21 protein-coding genes and 1 riboswitch are annotated in these 19682 nt (G+C 45.8%); of the genes, 14 read left to right on the plus strand and 7 right to left on the minus strand.

Annotated elements, in window-relative coordinates:
• Positions 1-173: 173 nt before the first annotated feature.
• The 5 genes from J4N45_RS25570 (at position 174) to elbB (ending at position 4703) form a co-directional block, all read left to right on the plus strand.
• Positions 174-1442, plus strand: coding sequence for an amino acid deaminase (locus tag J4N45_RS25570; RefSeq protein WP_252015423.1), 1269 nt, complete (start codon positions 174-176; stop codon positions 1440-1442).
• A gap of 10 nt (positions 1443-1452) precedes the next feature.
• Positions 1453-2316: a MurR/RpiR family transcriptional regulator gene (locus tag J4N45_RS25575; RefSeq protein ID WP_042469910.1), complete on the plus strand. Its 864-nt coding sequence runs from the start codon at positions 1453-1455 to the stop codon at positions 2314-2316.
• A 160-nt stretch (positions 2317-2476) separates the two neighbouring features.
• Positions 2477-2698 (plus strand): hypothetical protein, encoded by a 222-nt coding sequence (locus J4N45_RS25580; protein ID WP_252015425.1) that lies wholly within the window; start codon positions 2477-2479, stop codon positions 2696-2698.
• Entirely contained in the window at positions 2676-3935 is a 1260-nt protein-coding gene (locus J4N45_RS25585; protein ID WP_252015427.1) for an alpha/beta hydrolase, read from the plus strand. Before J4N45_RS25580 ends, J4N45_RS25585 begins: the two co-directional genes overlap by 23 nt.
• A 117-nt stretch (positions 3936-4052) precedes the next feature.
• On the plus strand, positions 4053-4703 hold the full coding sequence (gene elbB / locus J4N45_RS25590) for an isoprenoid biosynthesis glyoxalase ElbB (RefSeq protein WP_252015429.1): 651 nt from the start codon (positions 4053-4055) through the stop codon (positions 4701-4703).
• 63 nt (positions 4704-4766) lie between these two features.
• Here elbB and J4N45_RS25595 read toward each other — a convergent pair whose 3' ends face one another.
• Both J4N45_RS25595 and J4N45_RS25600 read right to left on the minus strand, forming a co-directional pair.
• Positions 4767-6119 (minus strand): alpha-amylase family protein, encoded by a 1353-nt coding sequence (locus J4N45_RS25595; RefSeq protein ID WP_252015431.1) that lies wholly within the window; start codon positions 6117-6119, stop codon positions 4767-4769.
• 361 nt (positions 6120-6480) lie between these two features.
• Positions 6481-6837 carry a YibL family ribosome-associated protein gene (locus J4N45_RS25600; protein WP_042469905.1) on the minus strand — a complete coding sequence of 119 codons (357 nt, stop codon included), beginning with the start codon at positions 6835-6837 and terminating at the stop codon, positions 6481-6483.
• A gap of 162 nt (positions 6838-6999) precedes the next feature.
• Positions 7000-7097, plus strand: a riboswitch (purine riboswitch).
• A gap of 157 nt (positions 7098-7254) precedes the next feature.
• Between J4N45_RS25600 and J4N45_RS25605 the strand changes: the two genes are divergently transcribed.
• The 3 genes from J4N45_RS25605 to guaD are packed head-to-tail and all read left to right on the plus strand — an operon-like array spanning position 7255 to position 10591.
• The gene (locus J4N45_RS25605; RefSeq protein WP_042469903.1) at positions 7255-8475 is read left to right on the plus strand and encodes a NupC/NupG family nucleoside CNT transporter; all 1221 of its coding nucleotides are present in this window, start codon (positions 7255-7257) and stop codon (positions 8473-8475) included.
• A gap of 11 nt (positions 8476-8486) precedes the next feature.
• Complete coding sequence (gene deoD / locus J4N45_RS25610; RefSeq protein WP_128649426.1) at positions 8487-9197, plus strand: purine-nucleoside phosphorylase; 711 nt, start codon at positions 8487-8489, stop codon at positions 9195-9197.
• Between the two features lie 47 nt (positions 9198-9244).
• On the plus strand, positions 9245-10591 hold the full coding sequence (guaD, locus tag J4N45_RS25615) for a guanine deaminase (protein WP_252015432.1): 1347 nt from the start codon (positions 9245-9247) through the stop codon (positions 10589-10591).
• Positions 10592-10657: 66 nt separating this feature from the next.
• Here the strand turns inward: guaD and ppiC are convergent, their stop codons facing one another.
• Positions 10658-10936 carry a peptidylprolyl isomerase PpiC gene (gene ppiC, locus J4N45_RS25620; RefSeq protein WP_004737764.1) on the minus strand — a complete coding sequence of 93 codons (279 nt, stop codon included), beginning with the start codon at positions 10934-10936 and terminating at the stop codon, positions 10658-10660.
• Positions 10937-11114: 178 nt separating this feature from the next.
• Here ppiC and J4N45_RS25625 point away from each other — a divergent pair, with 178 nt between their 5' ends.
• On the plus strand, positions 11115-12020 hold the full coding sequence (locus J4N45_RS25625) for a chemotaxis protein (RefSeq protein WP_252015434.1): 906 nt from the start codon (positions 11115-11117) through the stop codon (positions 12018-12020).
• Between the two features lie 41 nt (positions 12021-12061).
• Here J4N45_RS25625 and J4N45_RS25630 read toward each other — a convergent pair whose 3' ends face one another.
• Entirely contained in the window at positions 12062-12688 is a 627-nt protein-coding gene (locus J4N45_RS25630) for a lipid-binding SYLF domain-containing protein (RefSeq protein ID WP_252015436.1), read from the minus strand.
• Between the two features lie 169 nt (positions 12689-12857).
• Here J4N45_RS25630 and mtgA point away from each other — a divergent pair, with 169 nt between their 5' ends.
• Positions 12858-13535, plus strand: coding sequence for a monofunctional biosynthetic peptidoglycan transglycosylase (mtgA, locus tag J4N45_RS25635; protein ID WP_252015438.1), 678 nt, complete (start codon positions 12858-12860; stop codon positions 13533-13535).
• Here mtgA and J4N45_RS25640 read toward each other — a convergent pair.
• Positions 13525-14763, minus strand: coding sequence for a multidrug effflux MFS transporter (locus J4N45_RS25640; protein WP_252015440.1), 1239 nt, complete (start codon positions 14761-14763; stop codon positions 13525-13527). The two genes, mtgA and J4N45_RS25640, sit on opposite strands and share 11 nt — an antisense overlap.
• 88 nt (positions 14764-14851) lie before the next feature.
• Here J4N45_RS25640 and J4N45_RS25645 point away from each other — a divergent pair, with 88 nt between their 5' ends.
• Positions 14852-15748: a LysR family transcriptional regulator gene (locus tag J4N45_RS25645; protein WP_252015442.1), complete on the plus strand. Its 897-nt coding sequence runs from the start codon at positions 14852-14854 to the stop codon at positions 15746-15748.
• 54 nt (positions 15749-15802) lie between these two features.
• On the opposite strand, the gene J4N45_RS25650 is transcribed toward J4N45_RS25645, so the two are convergent.
• Positions 15803-16039, minus strand: a complete 237-nt coding sequence (locus J4N45_RS25650) for a hypothetical protein (RefSeq protein WP_252015444.1) — start codon at positions 16037-16039, stop codon at positions 15803-15805.
• Positions 16040-16244: 205 nt separating this feature from the next.
• Between J4N45_RS25650 and J4N45_RS25655 the strand changes: the two genes are divergently transcribed.
• Together J4N45_RS25655 and J4N45_RS25660 are read left to right on the plus strand one after the other, a co-directional pair.
• Positions 16245-16826: an FMN-dependent NADH-azoreductase gene (locus J4N45_RS25655; RefSeq protein WP_042469888.1), complete on the plus strand. Its 582-nt coding sequence runs from the start codon at positions 16245-16247 to the stop codon at positions 16824-16826.
• A gap of 253 nt (positions 16827-17079) precedes the next feature.
• Positions 17080-17343: a hypothetical protein gene (locus J4N45_RS25660; protein WP_252015446.1), complete on the plus strand. Its 264-nt coding sequence runs from the start codon at positions 17080-17082 to the stop codon at positions 17341-17343.
• On the opposite strand, the gene J4N45_RS25665 is transcribed toward J4N45_RS25660, so the two are convergent.
• On the minus strand, positions 17312-18157 hold the full coding sequence (locus J4N45_RS25665) for a hypothetical protein (RefSeq protein WP_252015448.1): 846 nt from the start codon (positions 18155-18157) through the stop codon (positions 17312-17314). The genes J4N45_RS25660 and J4N45_RS25665 overlap by 32 nt on opposite strands.
• Positions 18158-18325: 168 nt before the next feature.
• Here J4N45_RS25665 and J4N45_RS25670 point away from each other — a divergent pair, with 168 nt between their 5' ends.
• Positions 18326-19648 (plus strand): ferredoxin reductase family protein, encoded by a 1323-nt coding sequence (locus J4N45_RS25670; protein ID WP_252015450.1) that lies wholly within the window; start codon positions 18326-18328, stop codon positions 19646-19648.
• Positions 19649-19682 lie beyond the last annotated feature (34 nt).

The raw sequence follows: 19682 nt of genomic DNA on the forward strand, positions 1-19682 counted from the left end.
TCTTATCTTCGCGCTTTCCATAAGAGGTATGTTAGAAATTAACCTGACAAAACTCAGTGACAAATTACACAAAACAATAATCAAAGTTTGATAGTTTCTAACATCATAAATATAATAGAAAGCAACAATCATTTAATATCAACAACTTAACTCATGTTAGTGCGAGACAAAAAATGAAAAACCTATTCACAGAAGATAGAAACAATCACAAAAAACAAGAACTTGATTATGCAATCGGTCACAAAGGCTTAGCGTGTAGTGAAGAAAAGAAGCAGAGTTATAGCTTAATCAATGAAGACATCAGCCTGCCGGCGGCAGTCATCAAGCGCAGTCATTTGACGAACAATATGGAGTGGATGCAAAAGTTTGCTAATCATCATGCCGTGAAGCTTTGCCCTCATGGAAAAACCACCATGACACCCGAGTTTTTTCGTCAGCAACAACAGCACGGCGCTTGGGGCATCACGGTAGCAAGCGCCCCACAAGTTGAGGTCGCCGCTCACAGCGGTATTGCTAACATCATGATGGCGAACCAGTTAGTCGGCAAAGCTAACATGGCTTTGATCCACAGAGTTAAGCGTGATACCGGCGCTAGAGTAATGGTTTGTGTCGATTCAAAACAAAACGTTGAGCAGCTGCAACACTACTTTGAGCAAACGGTTCACACGATTGAAGTACTGATCGAGTATGGGGTTGAGGGGGGGCGTTGTGGCTGCCGCACCGTAGAAGAAGTCACCGCACTTGCGCAGCTTATTGCAACGCTATCACACGTTGAACTGGTTGGAATTGAGGTCTACGAGGGCGTTATTCATGGCGGAGACGAAGAGGCTCGTGTACGTCAGTTTCTCTCCAACACGCTTGGACTGGCGGCCAGCTTAGTCGCTGATAAGCTACTCCCCACTAAGCCAATCGTCACAGGTGCTGGTTCGGCTTGGTATGATGTCGTTGCCGAAGAGTTTGCTCACCTCGCTAACGTTGACGCTATTTTAAGACCGGGTTGCTATGTTATTCACGACACAGGTATCTACCTCAATGCGCAGCACAAAGTGATGCAACGCGCAGAGAAAAACCAAGGATTTGCCTGTGAGCTAGGGGGCGATCTTTCCTCAGCATTAGAGGTCTGGGCTTATGTTATATCACGCCCAGAAGCTACCAAGGCGATTATTGGACTAGGAAAGAGGGATGTAGCATTCGACGCAGGCTTACCCATCCCAGAGCGCATCTATCGCAATGGCGAAGCACTCAATATCAAAGACCTTGTAGCGACAGATGTGATGGATCAACACACATTTTTATCCATTCCGGAGGAATGCGACCTACAAGTTGGTGATATGATTGCCTTTTCAACGTCACATCCTTGCCTGACGTTTGATAAGTGGCGTTACATAGCCATCAGTGACGACCAACATAACGTAGACCATTGGGTCGAAACGGCATTCTAGAGGGAACATTTTGAGCGTAGAAGTAGACATTATTTCTCAGATCACGGAGCGCTACAGTGCGCTTCGTGACGCAGAAAAGAAGGTGGCAGACCTGATCACCGACGATGTGAGCGGAGCCGCTAACGCAAGTATTACCGAGCTTGCAGAACAAGCAAGCGTCAGTGAAGCAACTATTACCCGTTTCGCCAAAGCAGTGGGATGCAAAAACGTACGAGACCTGAAAATCAAGCTCGCTCAATCACTTGCAGTGGGTCAACGCTTCATCATTGAGCCCCCAGTTCAAACTGGACACCAAGGTATTTATGAGTCGATCAAACAAGCTCTAGACATCAACCGCGCATTGATAAACGAAGCAGACGTCAGCAAAGCCGTGGAATTGCTACATTCGGCAAGGCAGATAATTGCTATCGGCGTTGGCGGAGGCTCAACCATCACCTCGCAAGAGCTGCAACATCGTTTGTTTCGTCTTGGATACCCAGTCGTATCGTACAATGACGGTCTGTTAACCCGGATGGTAGCAGCAACCGCAGATGCCAACGACGTTATGGTGGTCATCTCGGCAACGGGTCACACACCGATTGTGGTCGAAACCGCAGAAACCGCGAAGCAATATGGGGTTCCGATCATTGCCATTACTCCTTCAGGTTCGCCACTGGCTGACTTGAGCGACATCGTGTTACCTATCGTTCATAAAGAGACCGACTTTATCTACAAACCCTCGGCATCTCGATACGCTATGTTAGCTCTTGTTGACGTGCTAGCCATGGAACTTGCCGTGAACCACAAGCGCCGTTCTCGCGACCGCTTACGCCGATTGAAGTTGGCTCTGGATACTCATCGTACGGGCAGTGATCGTCAGCCACTAGGCGATTAACTCTCTCCTAAAAATTTTCCCTCCCCCTAACAAACATGAACGCTAATCTGACTAGGCGTTCATGTTTGGTTCATATTCTCTGTCGTATTATTTCGATATCAAGGAGAGATGCCATAAAGACTCATCCATTCTTAATTTCGGTTTTTACAGAGAGGTCATTATGAAACAAGCACTCCTAACTATCAGCGCACTGTTTATCGGTTTTGTTGCAATGATGTTCAGCCTAATCATGGCGATTCCAATGGCGATTGCTGCATACATCACGGGCAACCGTATAAAAAAGCAGTTAGATAAAGAATTCGCTCGTCAGCGTCAGGCTCAAGGTCACTCAGCACAAGGAAATACGATAGAGGGTGAATATGAAGAAGTATCGTCCAAATGAATCTAAACGAGAGAAGCGATCACGCCACAAACGAAAGGTGGTGGCGTTAGCGTTCTATCTTGCTGCATTTGTTACAGCAGGCATCTTTGGCTGTTCAACCAAAAACGAAAACCCTTCATTTACGCATTCAACGTCACTACCTAGTTATCAACAAGATAGCTATCAAGGTTACGTGACCGAGACGCAGCAATGGCTCGCCGAAAATAGAGCTTATAAGTCTGACGATCATCAATTGGAAGTGGCTTTGAACAGCCCTTTTGAGGTCACTCCCAACAAACCTAACGGTGAGGCCGTTCTACTCGTGCATGGTTTGGGCGACTCCCCCTACTCTTTTCATGACATCGCACAGCATCTCGCTGATCAAGGCTACTTAGTCAGAGCCATTTTATTGCCTGGTCACGGCAGCAAAGTGGGCGATCTTATCCTACCAAGTTTTGAAGACTGGCGAGGCGTCGTAGACCATCATACCGACTTACTATTAGAAGATTACCCAACGGTTTGGCTTGGTGGTTACTCCACCGGCGCAAATCTAGTCACCTCCAGAGCACTTGAAGATGATCGTGTTTCTGGACTCTTGCTGTTTTCTCCGGCTTTCCAGCCAACGTCAACTGCCGTTAAGTACGCAGGTTTTGCAAGCCTGTTCATGCAATGGGCTGACCAAGACCCTGAAGACAATATGCTTCGATACAACTCGCTACCTATGAATGGTGCTGCTGTCTATTACGACACCGTGAGCGAAGTACAAAACAAGCTCGCCGCTCATGACTTCAGTAAGCCAACCGTAATGGTACTCAGTGAGGGTGACAGTGTTGTCGATACAGCCGCAGCCGTTGAATGGTTCAACCGTCAATTTCCAAACCCAGCCAACCGATTGATTTGGCAAGGAGAATCAGCCCCCAGTGGCAAGCGAGTTATCCAACAGTCGATGAAACTTCCGAAGTATCGCGTGTCAAATGGCTCTCATATGGGCATGCTATTCCACCCAAACAACCCCTATTACGGCACCAAAGGAACTGTAGCAATTTGCGACAATGGTCAATCTGAAGAAGGCTACAATGCGTGTCTGAGAGGCGAAGAGATGTGGTATTCGTCTTATGGGTATCAAGAGCCAGGGAAAGTGCACGCTCGGCTAACCTTTAACCCGTACTTCGAAGAAATGGCAGCGGTACTGGATTCTACGATGGCAGCAACCAAAACCGTCGATGCGGGTTCTTTGCAACACGCCTCTACTCGATAGAAGGACGCTGGTTGATATACTTTTGCTTGATAGAGCACAGAAAAGAAACAAGTAACTCCAACCTTCTGTTAGATAAACTATTATTGATAAAAAACAGTCAACAGAGGGAATTGGTTTATGAAAAATATAGCAGTAATTCTCAGCGGATCTGGCGTATTTGACGGTGCGGAAATTCATGAGTCCGTACTTGCGCTTCACGCTGTAGAAAAAGCAGGCGCCACTTGGCACTGCTTCGCGCCAAATGTTGAGCAGCTCCACGTGGTGAATCACCTAACAGGGGAAGCAACGGAAGAGTCACGAAATGTCCTTGTTGAAGCAGCGCGAATAGCAAGAGGCAATATCGAAGATGTCGCAAAGCTCAATGTCGATGACTTTGATGCTCTGCTTGTGCCTGGCGGCTTTGGCGCAGCTAAAAACCTAACAGACTTTGCTATCAACGGTGCAGAGTGCTCAATCAATGCTGACGTTGCCGCTGCATGTCGTGCATTCAAGGATGCGAATAAACCTGCAGGGTATCTCTGTATCGCGCCTGTCATCATCCCAATGGTCTACCCAGAGTCAGTAAAAGGCACGATAGGTAATGATGATGGTACCGCAGCTGGCTTTAATGGCCTAGGTGGCCAACATGTTGATTGTCCAGTCGACGATATTGTGTTCGATGAAGACAACAACGTATTGTCGACGCCTGCTTATATGCTCGCTAATAGCATTTCAGACGCGGCAAGTGGTATCGAAAAACTGGTAACCAAACTCGTTGCTCTAGCTTAACCCAAAATCAAAAAAGCCCCTACTCTCCAGCAGGGGCTTCCTCAATCAATATCTTTTCACTTCTCAAGCGATAGTTAGCACTTCAGCACTCATAGGCTCAATGTGCAGTGCACCACCAGCTTCAACGACTGCACCAGAGAAAATTGACGTCAGTGTCTTAGATTCATTCAGTGCGATCACTTTGCTGCGCGATGATTTATTGATGACGACGACACCTTTATCTCCGCGACGGAAAGCGAGAAGATCTTCGTTTGCTTCAATCACCTCAGCACTTGATTCGTGTACTGTATTGTAAAAATGAATAAGCTTCGCCAGTTTAGGATCTTTCCAGCTATCGACCCATCTTGGTAAACCTTTCGCATTTTTGATCCCACTCGGATCGAGGTCACTGTAAATCAGCGGAACCCCTTCCCCGCGAGTCAAAATATAAACATATGCCAGCCATTCATCCGACTCTTCCATAACCATGTTGCTAAACACATCATTGTTTGGAATATCATGGGTAGTTACAAACGTGATAGAGCGCTCATGCGTTAACGCCTGACCAAAACAGTATGGGTCGATCAAGGATGTGAGACTGCCTTCTTTCGATGAAAAGGCGTCAAAAATAGTCTTAAACAACGGGAAGTCGTAAGCAGCAAGGCGCGTTTCTTCTAGATACGGCTGAAGGAATAGCTCGTACTCTTCTTCCGTCGCGCCGCCGTCGGTAATGATCTCACCGAATACGTGCATACCCTCAGTAATATCTTTGGTGAACACCTTTTTGATGTGCTCTAGCGTCAAATGCTTGGCGGCATCGATACGATAGCCGCGTACGCCAAGGTCTTTCATAGCTAGCAAGTAAGCTTGCTGCTGCGCAATCACGTGATCGCTTGTTCTGAGTGTTGGTAAACCTGGATCCTCTGGACCACCAGTAAGACGACCATTTTGAACTTCCCAGCGATCCTTCCAGTTTTCAATACCAAACGCTTCAACAAAATCTTCTTCAGTAAAAAGTGGCTTGCTTAGATCGCCAAACAGCCTCTGCTCCTCAAAGTAAGTCGAATGCTCTTGATAGTTCGCCATATCTTGAGCACTAGGATACTGAAGGTCGAGCCTTTGACTCGATTCATTCGCCATATGATTAAAGACCACATCAATATAAACCCATAAGCCGAGTTCGTTGAGGGCATCCATCATGGCTTTGAAGTCTTCGGTGTTACCTAGCTTGTTATCGATAACACGATAATCTTGCGGCTGGTAAAGCTGCCACCAGAGGACCTCTTTCTCGCTTCGATATGACTTCATTGGCGGTGAGACCAGCACTGTCTTGTACCCACAAGCTTTGATTTCCTGAGCTCGCTCAGTTACCAATGCATATGGCCAATCGAACGCATGAAGAATCACGTTACTCTGACTAGTGGTAGTGTTAGACATTTGAATCGCCTTTGTTATTTGGAATTACGTCAATAAAGACAAATTATAGTGACTGGGGAAACGTAGGGCTCATCCCCCGACCGCTTTCTCTTGTATTAGAAAGTAGGCGTAGATAAAAATTTAAGATGATATTTTAGAGTATCTCTAAAGTTATTGTCATAACACTATGAAATATAAATACATTTTAACCTAAACAAGAAACATTTTGTCACACCAGTTACGAAATAGTTAAATCTCCAGCTTCCTAAGCCGTGAGCCGTGTCACAGCACGTATTAACGTAACTGTATCGAAAAACCACGTCTGTCAGGTACAAAAAAGGCGCACTAGCTAACTAGTGCGCCTTTGAAAAAGAAATAATGATTAGAATGGCTTAGGAGCGTAGCCAGTCATTACCTTCAGCTTCAGCTCTTTGCCAATTTTAGTCATTGGGTGAACCACAACTAAGCCTTTTACTGACTTTTTCAGTTTACCCATATCAGCCTGTTCGGCTTTGGTAATTTCACGAGAGAATGGCATGTCGAGCAAGCTTTTGCGCTCTTTGTTCATGTCATAGCTCTGCTTGTGTTTCATTTGAGCGATCTTTTTGGTGATTTTATCAATCTCATCCGTAAAGCGTGAGATCAACTCATTGTCGCCACGAGATTTCGCGCCATCCAACTTGTACTTACACTTGTCGAGGCGGTTATTTAGTTTTTGAAGTTCTTGTTTCATGCTCATGGCGTTAACCTTCTTATGATCGTTCGTGGTCGCGCATCATAAAGTCTACAACCCAATAATGCTAGAGTTCTGCGCATTATTTTATCAGCTAGAGAAAATACCCTGACGCAAACGGTTGCAATCACAAATTGCTTTATATAGAATCCGCTGCTCCCAAAAGTTGGGACTTACTGTCAGGCATTTTGTATAAGCTTCAAATACGGTGAAGCGTTTCTACAGAGCACCAATATTGCTCTTCTATAAGATGACCTTAGACCCTATCTGCTCTTATATCTATAAGTCTGTTCAGTGAGTATAAACACGCACCTGCACAAACAACGTGCCTTAAGTGCGCTCACTTAGATTTTTACTACCTATTTCATACGGACATCACTGCTATTACGGACATAGCTAGGTACACCACAAAAGAGCTGTATCATGTCTTTACTTATGAGCATTGTCGGTATCATCGCACTGCTATCTGTTGGCTTCCTATTTTCTGAGAACCGCCAAGCCATCAACAAACGTACTGTTTTACTCGCCTTAACCGCGCAAATTGGTTTCGGTGCTTTTGTTATGTTTGTTCCTTTGGGTGAACAAATCCTTCAAGGCATGTCTAACGGCGTCAACCACGTTATCTCTTACGCCAATGAAGGTCTCGCGTTTGCCTTTGGTGACCTTGGCAAATTTGGCATGGGCTTTATTTTTGTTATCAATGTACTTTGCGTAATCATCTTTATCTCCGCGCTAATTTCTGCACTGTACTACCTGAACATCATGCAAACCCTAATCAATGTGATTGGTGGCGCGTTAACTAAATTGCTTGGCACATCGAAAGCAGAGTCACTAAGTGCTACAGCGAACATCTTCGTGGGCCCAATCGAAGCGCCTTCAATGATTCGACCTTTAGTGAAGAACATGACTCGTTCAGAGCTTTTTGCCGTTATGACGGGTGGCTTAGCAAGTGTTGCTGGCGGAACCATGATCGGTTACATCAGCCTCGGTGTCGATCCAAAGTACATCATTACTGCATGCTTTATGACGGCACCTGCAGGTTTATTATTTGCGAAACTTCTTTGCCCGCAGACCGATGAAGTGATCACGGACAAATCGATTAAAGTCGATGATAAAGAAGCACCAAAGTCGCTTTTAGATGCGATCACGGAAGGCTCTTTGGTCGGTATGCATCAAGCGGCTACAGTAACCGCATTGGTGATTTCATTTGTTGCCCTCGTAGCGCTTTTAAACGGCATCATTTCAGGCGTTGGTGGCATGGCCGGTTTCGAAAACGCAAGCCTAGAGCTCATTATCGGCTATATCTTGTCACCTCTCACTTTCCTTATGGGTGTTCCATGGAACGAAGCTGTGACGGCTGGCGCACTGATAGGCAAGAAGATTGCTGTGAATGAGTTTGTCGCTTACATGAGCTTCGTTGAAGTCAGTGAAACACTAACGGCGAAGACACAAGCGATCATTGCGTTTAGCTTGTGTGGCTTTGCTAACATCGGCTCATTAGCCATGGTTATCGGTGGTATCGGTGCTATGAACCCAGAGCGTCGTCCACTTCTTGTTGAAATCGGTCCGCGCGTACTATTTGGCGCCATTCTGGCAAACCTAATGTCCGGTACTATCGCTGGTCTGCTTATCACTCTGTCTTAAGGAACTATAAAATGCCAACTCCACATATTAATGCGAACAAAGGCGACTTTGCAGAAACGATTCTAATGCCGGGTGACCCACTTCGCGCAAAACTTATCGCTGAGACTTATCTTGAAAACCCAAGACTCGTTACCGACGTTCGTAATGTATACGGCTACACTGGAACCTACCAAGGTAAAGAGATCTCGGTGATGGCGCACGGTATGGGCGGTCCTTCAGCAACGATCTACTTTCATGAGCTAATGACAGAGTTCGGAGTTAAGAACTTCATTCGTATCGGTAGCTGCGGCGCGATTCACGATGACGTAAAACTGAAAGACGTTATCGTCGCAATGGGCGCATCCACCGACTCCAAAATCAACCGTATTCGTTTCCGCGATCACGATTACGCGGCATTGGCTGACTTCAATATGCTGCAAAACTGTGTGTCTGTATTGAGCGAAACGGACATGAGCTATCGTGTTGGTCAGGTGTTCTCATCAGATCTCTTCTATCGTCCGGACTTCGACATGTACGAGCTCATGGCGAAATACGGTGTGCTGGGTGTAGAGATGGAAGTAAACGCGCTTTACTCATGTGCCGCCGAAAATGGCTGCAAAGCCATTGCGATGTGTACGGTGACCGATCACATCACCAAAGGCGAACACCTTACCGCAGACGAACGTCGCACAGAGCTGCACGAAATGATCAATGTCGCACTTAAGACTGCGCTAACACTGTAGTCAACAATTAGCCCAGCATTTGTCTGGGCTTTTTTAGGAATCAGGATATGTCAAACCGAGCCATCATCGCCAACCTTTACCATACTCCACAACGAGGTAGCTTTGAATACATAGAGCAAGCCTGTATTGAAATCGATGCTAACGGTACCATCACCCAAGTGCTTTCAAGGACTGATCATAAGTACGATGAGGTGATCGCAAGCCATGAGCAAAACAATAGCTTAACGCGGTTAGCTAAGAATCAGTATTTGCTACCAGGTCTTGTTGACCTGCATACTCACGCCCCGCAGTGGCCTCAAGCAGGAAAAGGATTAGACCTTCCGCTTAATGATTGGCTAAACCAGTACACTTTCCCGCTCGAAAACCGTTATAAAGATCCAGACTTTACGGCCAGGATTTATCCAGAACTTGTCGATACGCTTATCGCTCATGGCACCACCACGGCGATGTACTTTGCTACCATCGATAGTGCGCCGTCCGAGTACCTTGCTAAGGTGTGTAAAGAAAAAGGTCAACGTGCTCTGGTTGGTAAGATCTCGATGGATGAAAAGTCCATGTGTCCAGAGTACTACGTAGAGTCCTCGACTGAAGTCGCTATTTCTGCCGCTGAAGCGTTCATTCAGAACATCAGAGAAATCGACAATCAACAAGACTTAATCCACCCAGTAGTGACGCCTCGTTTTGTACCTACTTCTACAAAGCAACTACTTAAAGGCTTAGGTAAGTTGGTTCAAAAGTACCAATGCCACGTTCAAACCCACGCATCTGAAAGCGATTGGGCTCGTGATTTTACTCAGCAAGCTTTTCAGAAAACAGATGTAGAGCTATACAAGGAAACAGGTCTCCTGACTCGAAAAACCGTCCTGGCGCACTCTATTTTTCTGACCCAGAGCGATAAAAATACGATCAAAGAAGTAGGAGCAGGCATTGCCCACTGCCCACTTTCTAATATGTATTTTGCTGATGCCGCTTTTCCATTGAGAGAAGCGTTAGACCAAGATTTGCATGTGGGACTCGGCTCGGACCTCTCGGGCGGACCACTTCCATCCATTTTCCACGCAGCGCTCGATGCCGTCAGCCACTCTAGAGTGAGAGAGGCAGGGACGAACACTCATATTATGGATCAGCGAGGGGAAGCACATAGCCGAGTTTCATTTGTCGAAGCATTTTGGCTGGCGACTCACGGTGGAGGATTAACCCTGGATCTTCCGGTCGGTATTTTTAAGCCAGGTTACCACTTTGACGCTTTGGTGATCGACTCGAACACTGCCGGAAGCCAAGTGCGCATCTATGATGACTTGGATTCAGCACAAGATGCCCTGGAGAAGATCATCGTTCACACAACAGAACCCGCTATTTCAGCAGTTTGGGTGAGTGGCAAGCAGATTAAGTAACCTTCACGAAAAGAGCCCGCGTATCTAACGCGGGCTCTTTGGTATTCTAGTATGGAACAATGAGTACTAAGTTCGGTACAGTACCTTCACAACGTGCCAGCCAAACTTAGTCTTTACCAAGTGAGGGACAAGCGTTTCACCCGAAAAGCACACCTTATCAAACTGTGGCACCATTTGACCTTTGCGGAACTCACCCAGGTCACCACCCTTCTTGCCAGACGGACACGTAGAGTATTTTTTTGCAAGCGTTTGAAACTTAGCGCCTTTCTTAAGCTGTTTAATGATATCTTCAGCTTGTTCTTTGTGTTTTACCAAAATGTGAAGTGCTGCCGCAGTTCTTGCCATGGTATGCCTCTGTGTTATCGCGAGTATGGGATGATAAGTAGCGCAGAGTGTAATCTAAACTGAGATGTAAATCACGTTTACTTTTCACGCAGTTAAACTTTTCTAACGATCTGCCGCATTAACTTTTAGCGATAAAGTTTATAAAATCAACCTATTGGTGATTAGAGTAAGAATTCAAATGAAAGCAAGCATCAGTAAGGCTAATCAATCTCAGGGCATGTTGTTGTTTACCCTTAACATGCAAAAGCAGCGTTTTGCCATTGGTACGCTCAAGGTGCGTGAAATTGTGCCTTTTCTGCCGACCACGCAAATCCCGTATTCGCACCAGCATGTTGTGGGGACGGTCAGCATACGTGGGCTTACTGTACCCGTCATCGATATGGCTGCTGCTATCGGGTTCCGACCTATCGCCCCTGAAGAATACAACAGTACTTATCTGGTCGTGACCGACTGCCTTCGCACGGTGGTGGCGTTTATGGTCCGAGATATCGATAAAATCATCGAGTGTGATTGGAAATCTATTGAACCTGCACCGGAGAGTAGTGGTAAAAATGTGTTTGTCACGGGTGTGACTCGCTTTAATGATCAGATTGTTCAGCTTCTTGATGTGGAGCTTCTGCTTTCTAAGATCTATCCGCAATATGCCGATACCAAGATCCCGATGCTTACCGACGTGCAGCGCGAGAGAATAAAGGCGCTTAATATTCTGCTTGTAGACGACTCATCCATCGCAAGAAAACAGCTGGGTGATGCGCTAAACCAAATCAGCATTCCATTCGATCTATGCAAAGATGGCAACAGTGCACTTGAATTTATGCGTGCAAAAGCCTCGCGAAATGACGCGATAGATATTCTCGTGAGTGATATTGAGATGCCGGGGCTGGATGGCTATGAACTCGCCTTTGAAGTACAAAATGACCCTGCACTTGGTCACGCTTATCGTATTTTACACACCTCACTTTCTAGTGAAATGTGTACCGAAAGAGCCCATCAGGTAGGTGCGCACGAAGCGCTGGTGAAGTTTAATGCCGGTGAACTGATCGAAGCCATGTTGCGAGGCGCAGAGAGTCTAACCGCTAACTAGCCATGACGCCTCTTTTAGAGGCGTCATTCATTTCTATTCAACTATTCCGCGTCGTAGTTATTGTTTGGGGCAAATGAGAATCCCTGACCACCGATCGATGCTTCGTACATCAGACCACCTTTAGTCATAGTAAACACAGCCATACCATTGATGTAAGTTGCTCTGCTCTGCTTATCGCCCGCTTGTGCTCCAGCACCTGTTGAGCCGGCTTGTGCGCTCGCTCCAAGTGTCAGAGCCACCGCTGATGCTTGCGCACCAAACTCAAAGCTACCGCTGGTAAAGGCGTAGTAATCCGCTTTGCTTTCGAAGAAGATGATTTCGCTATAGGCCTGAGCGCCCAACTGCAAACCGATACTAAGCTGCGCTAATGTTGAATCACCGACGTGTGTACCTTGACGATAAACCTGACCTTCGCCATAAGATCCACCGATACCAAACCCGCCTTTACCGACAGTTGGAAACACAGCATAACCATACGCATTTTCAAAAAACGGCTGCGTGGCTTCTGCTTGCTTAAACTTATTGAGAGTGGCTTCATACTTACTGCTAGATTCTGAAGAAGCGGCGTTTTGTGCTTTATTAACATCTTGTTGAGCCTCCTCAGCAAATACGCTAGGAGTAACGGCAATACATACTGCAAGCAGTAAAGGTGAGGCTTTGACGAACATGTGCTTTCCTTGTTTTTGATAGGCAACGTTAGTTAAGATACTAACTTATTGGATATGCACAACATTAGACGATGAAGGATTTTAATAGTTCAACGGACAAGCCCGGTATTTTTGCGTCAGCCCGTGTTTCACCCTACACTAAAGAGTCGCACTTAACTCCCGTAAGGCAATGAAAACTATGCTAAAGAAGCTATTGCTCAACTTGGTTTGTATCCTACTCGGCGTTCCATTGCTCTTAGTGCTGTTTTTTAAGTTTGTTAATCCACCGATTTGGGGGTGGAAAATAGCGCGCACCCTATCTCCCCCAAACGGGTACCCTGAACAGACTTATCATCAATGGGTATCGTTCTCTAATATCAGCCCAAACATGCCCAAAGCTGTGGTCGCTTCAGAGGATCAAAAATTTCCATCTCATTCAGGTGTCGATTTTCAAGCGCTGTTTAGTGTTATCGCACAAAGTGGCTCATCGGGACCATCACGAGGCGCAAGCACCATCACCCAACAGACAGCAAAAAATGTGTTTTTGTTTCCGAGTCAAACCTATGTACGCAAAGCTTACGAACTGTATATCGCGATGCTGCTTGAGCTGTTCTGGGGTAAGGAGCGAATCATGGAAGTTTATCTCAACGTCATCGAGTTTGGACCGGGCATTTATGGCGTCGAAGCCGCGAGCCAACAATTCTTCGGAGTTCAATCAAAAGAACTCACTGCCATTCAAGCGGCTCAACTTGCAGTCGTGCTACCGAATCCATACAGAATGCAGCCTACTCCCATGTCTGATTATGTGAACAAGAGAACACACTGGGTTGTCAATCAAATGAATAACTTAGGACCGCTTACTCTCTAACGCGTGAAGGCGTCTCAACATCACTAGCAGAACTAACGCCTTGCCCAAAGCGTCGTATTTGACTCATCAGCAATACGACGACCATGATTAGAGCAGACATCAAATAAAAACGCCCCAATGAATCTTGTGTGGTTACCCACTGTTCAACCAAATATCCGCCAAAAACACCCGCAATAACCATTTGTATTGAGCCCGATAATGCAGAAACAGCACCGGCTTGCTCTTTATGTGGCCCAAGCAGCAGCGATATAGAAATAGGAAATGAAAGTCCTTGAGCCACCGTGAGCCAAGTAAATGCGAACAATAAGTTAAAGACAGTCATCTCGGTCATCATCAGCCAAAGACCAGATAAGCTCATAATGATGATTGCAAGAAACAAGATCCAGCTGGTCGAGAAGAACCGATTAAGGATATTGAGCGACACACTACCCATCATCAATCCAGCCGAAGGGATGATCATGACAGAGCCATATTCAGCAGCCGTCAACCCCAACTCATGCTGCATAAGAAATGGAAACAGACTTAACGTCACTACTGCCCCAAGGTAACTTATCCAGTTATAACTCGCGCTGCCTATAACTTGAGGGTTGACCATTAGCTTGGCGTAATTGCTCATAACTAGATTCGGTTGAAACGGTCTCGGCTGATAAGGCAGAGTCTCAGGTAAAATAAACCAACCTAAAACAAAAATAGCAACAAGATAGATCAATACAAAAACAAACACCGCCTCCCAACTAAGGTGAAACGCAATCCATCCACCGAAAACAGGCGCGATAATTGGCATGACTGAAGCAGTAACCGAGATGTAGGACAATGCCTTAGTAAGTTGCTTGCCATCATAACTGTCTCTGAGCACACTTCGCCCTAGTACTGATGCGCTACCCGCTCCCAAGCCTTGCAACAAGCGTCCGATCTCCAGTGCGGTAAAATGTTCGTTAAGTGCAATACACAGGACAGTCCCGAGCAGATACACACCTTGCCCTAAGATGAAAACAGGGCGTCGGCCGATCGCGTCAGAGAGCGGGCCATAAAAGAGTTGTGATAAGCCAAAACCAACTAAAAATAGTGTCACGAGCATCTGCACATCAGCATGGCCGATGGATAAGGACTCACTAATAAGAGGCAGCGAAGGCAAGTAAATACTCACGCCGACTTGGCCCGTTGCAATGATCATCATTGCGAGCAACATAGGGGTTTTGTTGAAGGATTTATTGTGTTTTTTATTCATACACTCATTCTATATTGCGTATGAATCATTGATAATACACTATAAAGGAAACAGAATACGTCCTAACAGGAAACAATAAGAGGTCTTCATGGATTGGATATCGTGTATCAACACCTACATTCGTGTCGTAGAAGAAGGCAGTTTCAATGGTGCGGCTCGCCGACTCAATACCACCAGCTCAGCAATCAGCAAACGCATACATTGGATTGAAGACCGCATCGGCGTCCAGCTTCTCAAACGAACCACCAGATCCGTAACGCAAACCGAAGCGGGAGCCCTATTTTATCAGCGCGCTAAAGACTCTTTGGATCGCTTTCAGTCAATTATTGACGAAACTCGCTCAGTCAACGAAACACCCGCAGGTCTGCTTAAGATTGGCGCAACCATAGCGGTCGGCTCTAAATTCTTAGTTCAATACCTGAATGACTTTTTAGCTCAATACCCGGACATACGGATCCAATTGATAACCACAGCGCCTGGTGAACTGCCAACCAGTAATCTCGACGTATTTATAAGTCGTGAGTTAGAGACGCTCAACTCACTGAGTATGAGGCAAACGGCTCTTTTTGAGCAAAGAATTGGCTTTTACGCCGCCCCCTCTTACATAGAAGAGTTTGGCGCACCACAAACCGTCGAAGAGCTTAAACAGCACAACATTCTTATTTGGGGAGAACGTCCACAGCGCGAATACAAAATATCGAAAAACCAACGAATCATGCTCTCAGGAAACTTCGCGACGACTAATCCAGAAGCCCTCTTCTATGCAGCTAAAAATGGTATGGGTGTGCTGATTAGTAACGATGTAATGATCAAAGAAGACGTTAAGTCCGGCGCATTGATACGCGTTCTGCCCGAAATTCAAGCAATGGACTCGACTGTCTATGCCTACTATCCAAAACTAGATTACGAACACACTCGGACCAAGCTGTTTCTCGATTACATCAAAATGCGTTTAGCTCAGTCGAACAATGAAAAGGGAGCGTAATGGCTCCCTGCCTGAAAAGTGAGTAGCCCTATTAAGACCATGCTCAATATTGGGTCATGCAGCACTAGTAAAGTGCAACTTCGCCTTGGCAAAAAGAAGCTCTAAACCATAGATAGCAGCAAAGAGACAAGAGAAGAACCATGCCGACTGAACAGCAATGACAAACCAGCTATTCTTCCATTCAAGTGCTGTATTTACAATCACTTGCATGCCAGAAAAATACACTGCAACACCAACAATTAGCACCACCAACAAAGACATCACCGTAAGAATTGGAAACCATTTCGCCATAAGATACTCCTGATAGATATGGTAAGTTCAAAGATTCTTTATAAGTTGCTGCATTAATAATGCCACTTTTTATGTGGTTATTTTCTTGTTCGATTTTTTCGAACTAGATACTCAAACAAAGCGGCTTATCAGTTCTCTATCTCACATCTAAACTGGGCACATTGATAGGAAAGCGAGCAATGCTTTCATTAAAGAGGATAACCCCATGTCTAATACACTTGTTTTGAAATCGAGCATTCTTGGCGACTACTCACAATCTAACCAGATTATTGAGCAAGCGATTGAAGGTAAATCCAACGTTACTATTCGCGATCTCGCAGCAGAGCCTGTTCCTGTTTTGGATATGGCAGTAGCAACCGCATTGCGAAGCACTGGCGACGACCTAAGCGATGAGCTTAAAGCAATTGTTAAACTGTCTGACGAGCTAATCGCAGAACTTCAGAACGCTGAAAAAGTGGTCATCGCAGCACCGATGTACAACTTTATGATCCCTACGCAGCTAAAAAACTATTTCGATCTCATTGCTCGTGCTGGCGTGACATTCAAGTACACGGAGACAGGTCCTGTTGGTCTGATTAAAGACAAAAAGGTTGTTGTAGTCACCACTCGTGGCGGTATTCACAAAGACACGCCTCGCGACAGTATGCATGATTACCTTGCAACGATTCTTGGCTTCCTTGGTATGACGGATGTCGAGTTCGTATACGCTGAAGCACTCAACATGGGTGATGAGCCAGCAGCAGAGAATCGCGCGTCAGCATTGGAAGCACTTGCTCCACTCGTGTAATCGCGTAGACAAAATAGAGTGATGAGTGACGTTTACAGACATTCATCACTTCTTCTGTACATTTCCCAACCCCACAGTTCAAATTCCATACAAACCTACGACAGTTCTCCACGGATAGAACTGCACGCCCGTGCAATAATTGACGAGTCCACTTTTTGGGGGAGCCGCGTTGGTCGTTTTCTTCACTTTCTTTCTAAGCCTATATTACTTAATCGCTTTTCCTGGCGGGGTTCGCGCCTACCAGAGAGGTCAGTTGAGCTTAGGGGACGCATTTCTACCGCTTAGCGTATTCGCTACATGGTCACTGCTTGCGACGTCAGGAATTGGCGCACAAAGCTTGGGCAATCTTGTTGAGCTCGTCTTTTTACTGGGCGCTTCGGTCGCTCTGTTTTACATCAGGCTTTGGTACGTCAAACTTCACCCTACAAACGCAGCACTGTCTTTGATTGCCCTCTATTGCATCGTCATAACGCTTGTTGTACTGACTAGGATGAGCTTTCCGTTGATACCTGAATAGCTTGCAGTTTAACTCGCAGCGCTTCTGCAAACTCTCTAAGTTGGCGGGCGTTATCTGCGTGTAAAGGGTCACCACAAGCTCTGCCATTGTTGGTAATCTCAGGGCTGGAGTAAATTGAGAGCAGCTCGGACTCATAACTCATTATGGTTCCCGCACCGCCACACTGATACCCTCGAGCGTAGGGTTTCAACCGTTCTTTGTTCATGTCTGAGGTATGTTTTTCTAAGGTTTCATCCAGCACCTTGAACCAAGAACGGTCATCGTGCCAAGCCCAAGATAGATGCCCTAATTCATGCTCTAGCGTGTACTCGTCAGCGTGTTCAGACAACAAAAAGAACTGGCTATTTACATCAGGGTTGGTCGTGCCAATGGTGTATTCCTCAAAATAACCATCGTCGACCGCTAGGATGACGCCATAAAAATGATTCGGGGAAGATTCAATGTATCGATGTTTTTCTTCTCCAATCAGTTCAGCTAATTCTTCCCTAATCTTGTCGATATCAAACAGAGCTCTACCGCTGAAATCCACCACTGAAACCTCGGTTACGCTCCGCTTCATCGGTATGCAAGAGTTTTTCATGATGACATTACTTTTTCTCACGGAGCGCTCAATCTCACTCGTGACCTCTTCTAGACCATAGTTCTCAATCACGGTTTTCGACACAAAGAAAAAAATCGGCGTTTCGACAAGCTCTCCCATCGAACACTCTGGTAACCTCATGCCTGGTTTATCAACTTTGTAGAACACCGGAATCAGAGTTAATGACAAACAGAACACAATTATTAGGCTTTGAATAGACAGCAGTTTTTTCATTTTAATATGCACTTTAGCTGATATTTTTTAATCCTAACCTAGAGATGAGATGAATAGTGATTAAACCTCGCTAAAGCCAACCCAGCTCAAGCATTTACATTCATTTACCTAGCATGACGTTGCCTTACATAGCATGGCGTAGAGTTAAAGCTCAACAGGAGCGTTATTATGAAAAAACTCTATTCTATGGTGCTCGCCCTTGTGTTGGTGGTCACCTTTATCTGGTTTCAAGCTGAGCCCTCATTGCTAGACAATGAGAGCTTTATGCAGTGGCGAAGCGCATTACTACAAATCACTGGAATCGTTTCAGTATTGCTTCTGACCCTTACCATGTTGCTGGCACTGCGACTACCCGTCCTTGAAAATCTTACTCGAGGGTTAGATAAATCATATCGTCTACACAAGTGGACAGCGATATATGGTGTCATCATAGGCGCAGTGCACTGGCTTTTAGCTATTGTGCCGAAACAGCTCGTTAGCGCTGGCTATATGGAGCGTCCGCAACGCGGTTCACCGGCCTCGATCGACCCAGACTCACTTTATGCTGTGATTCAACCACTTCGCGGCAGCGCTGAAGCCATGGGAGAATGGATGCTGTATCTGTTTATTGCTCTTACGTTATTAGCGCTGGTTACTCCAGTAAAATACAAGGTGTTTAAATGGACGCACAAGTTGATGGCCATTGCGTTCGTCGTCATTGGCTACCACTCACTTGTATTGTTGAAACACGCGTATTGGGATAGTGCGATAACACCAATTACTGTTGTTATCGTTTTAGCGGGCGTTATCGCCGCGTTGTGGAGCTTACTAGGAAAGATTGGAAACAGCCGCAAGCACGTAGGCTCGATTGTCGACGTCCACTTCAACGAAGAGAACTCGACGACTGAGGTGGTGGCACAACTTCCATCTTGGAAAGGGCATCAATCCGGTCAATTTGCGTTTATAAAACTTGGTGATGAAGAGCCTCATCCTTTCACCATTGCGTCGTTCGATAAGGGAAATCAGCAAGTGGGCTTTTTGGTCAAAGCATTAGGAGACTTTACCTCCGATATTCAGAACCGAGTGTCCGTAGGTCAACAAGTTGAAGTGGAAGGACCTTATGGCCGATTTGATTTTAACGACAACAGAAAACAGATATGGATTGCAGGAGGCATTGGCTGCGCAGCGTTTAAAGCACGTCTAGAGGAGCTCGCGACATCGAAGTCTAATGACAACGTCGTGTTCTACTACTGTACCCAAGCGCCATCAAAAGCCTTGATTGAGGAGATGGAGATCGCTGCTGCCAAAGCAAACGTCGAGTTTCATGTCATCGATAATCGACTTAAACCGTTTTTGTCTATCGAGCAGATACACCAAAAACACCCTGACTTGGCGGAGCGTAGCATCTGGTTTTGTGGTCCTGTAGGGTTTAAAAATGCCCTGCTAACACAGCTCAAAACACTAAAACTTGACTCTTCAATGTTCCACTCTGAGCTGTTTAACTTTCGATAACCCTGTGCTTCTAGTTTAAACGCAGGGACTAAAA

Source organism: Vibrio sp. SCSIO 43140, assembly GCF_023716585.1.
In the GTDB taxonomy this organism is placed as follows: domain Bacteria; phylum Pseudomonadota; class Gammaproteobacteria; order Enterobacterales; family Vibrionaceae; genus Vibrio; species Vibrio maritimus_B.

Coding starts and splice junctions, on each gene's coding strand:
- J4N45_RS25570 (WP_252015423.1), top strand. CDS start 174: ATGAAAAACCTATTCACAGAAGATAGAAACAATCACAAAAAACAAGAA.
- J4N45_RS25580 (WP_252015425.1), top strand. CDS start 2,477: ATGAAACAAGCACTCCTAACTATCAGCGCACTGTTTATCGGTTTTGTT.
- J4N45_RS25585 (WP_252015427.1), top strand. CDS start 2,676: ATGAAGAAGTATCGTCCAAATGAATCTAAACGAGAGAAGCGATCACGC.
- elbB (WP_252015429.1), top strand. CDS start 4,053: ATGAAAAATATAGCAGTAATTCTCAGCGGATCTGGCGTATTTGACGGT.
- J4N45_RS25595 (WP_252015431.1), bottom strand. CDS start 6,119: ATGTCTAACACTACCACTAGTCAGAGTAACGTGATTCTTCATGCGTTC.
- J4N45_RS25600 (WP_042469905.1), bottom strand. CDS start 6,837: ATGAGCATGAAACAAGAACTTCAAAAACTAAATAACCGCCTCGACAAG.
- J4N45_RS25605 (WP_042469903.1), top strand. CDS start 7,255: ATGTCTTTACTTATGAGCATTGTCGGTATCATCGCACTGCTATCTGTT.
- deoD (WP_128649426.1), top strand. CDS start 8,487: ATGCCAACTCCACATATTAATGCGAACAAAGGCGACTTTGCAGAAACG.
- guaD (WP_252015432.1), top strand. CDS start 9,245: ATGTCAAACCGAGCCATCATCGCCAACCTTTACCATACTCCACAACGA.
- ppiC (WP_004737764.1), bottom strand. CDS start 10,936: ATGGCAAGAACTGCGGCAGCACTTCACATTTTGGTAAAACACAAAGAA.
- J4N45_RS25625 (WP_252015434.1), top strand. CDS start 11,115: ATGAAAGCAAGCATCAGTAAGGCTAATCAATCTCAGGGCATGTTGTTG.
- J4N45_RS25630 (WP_252015436.1), bottom strand. CDS start 12,688: ATGTTCGTCAAAGCCTCACCTTTACTGCTTGCAGTATGTATTGCCGTT.
- mtgA (WP_252015438.1), top strand. CDS start 12,858: ATGAAAACTATGCTAAAGAAGCTATTGCTCAACTTGGTTTGTATCCTA.
- J4N45_RS25640 (WP_252015440.1), bottom strand. CDS start 14,763: ATGAATAAAAAACACAATAAATCCTTCAACAAAACCCCTATGTTGCTC.
- J4N45_RS25645 (WP_252015442.1), top strand. CDS start 14,852: ATGGATTGGATATCGTGTATCAACACCTACATTCGTGTCGTAGAAGAA.
- J4N45_RS25650 (WP_252015444.1), bottom strand. CDS start 16,039: ATGGCGAAATGGTTTCCAATTCTTACGGTGATGTCTTTGTTGGTGGTG.
- J4N45_RS25655 (WP_042469888.1), top strand. CDS start 16,245: ATGTCTAATACACTTGTTTTGAAATCGAGCATTCTTGGCGACTACTCA.
- J4N45_RS25665 (WP_252015448.1), bottom strand. CDS start 18,157: ATGAAAAAACTGCTGTCTATTCAAAGCCTAATAATTGTGTTCTGTTTG.
- J4N45_RS25670 (WP_252015450.1), top strand. CDS start 18,326: ATGAAAAAACTCTATTCTATGGTGCTCGCCCTTGTGTTGGTGGTCACC.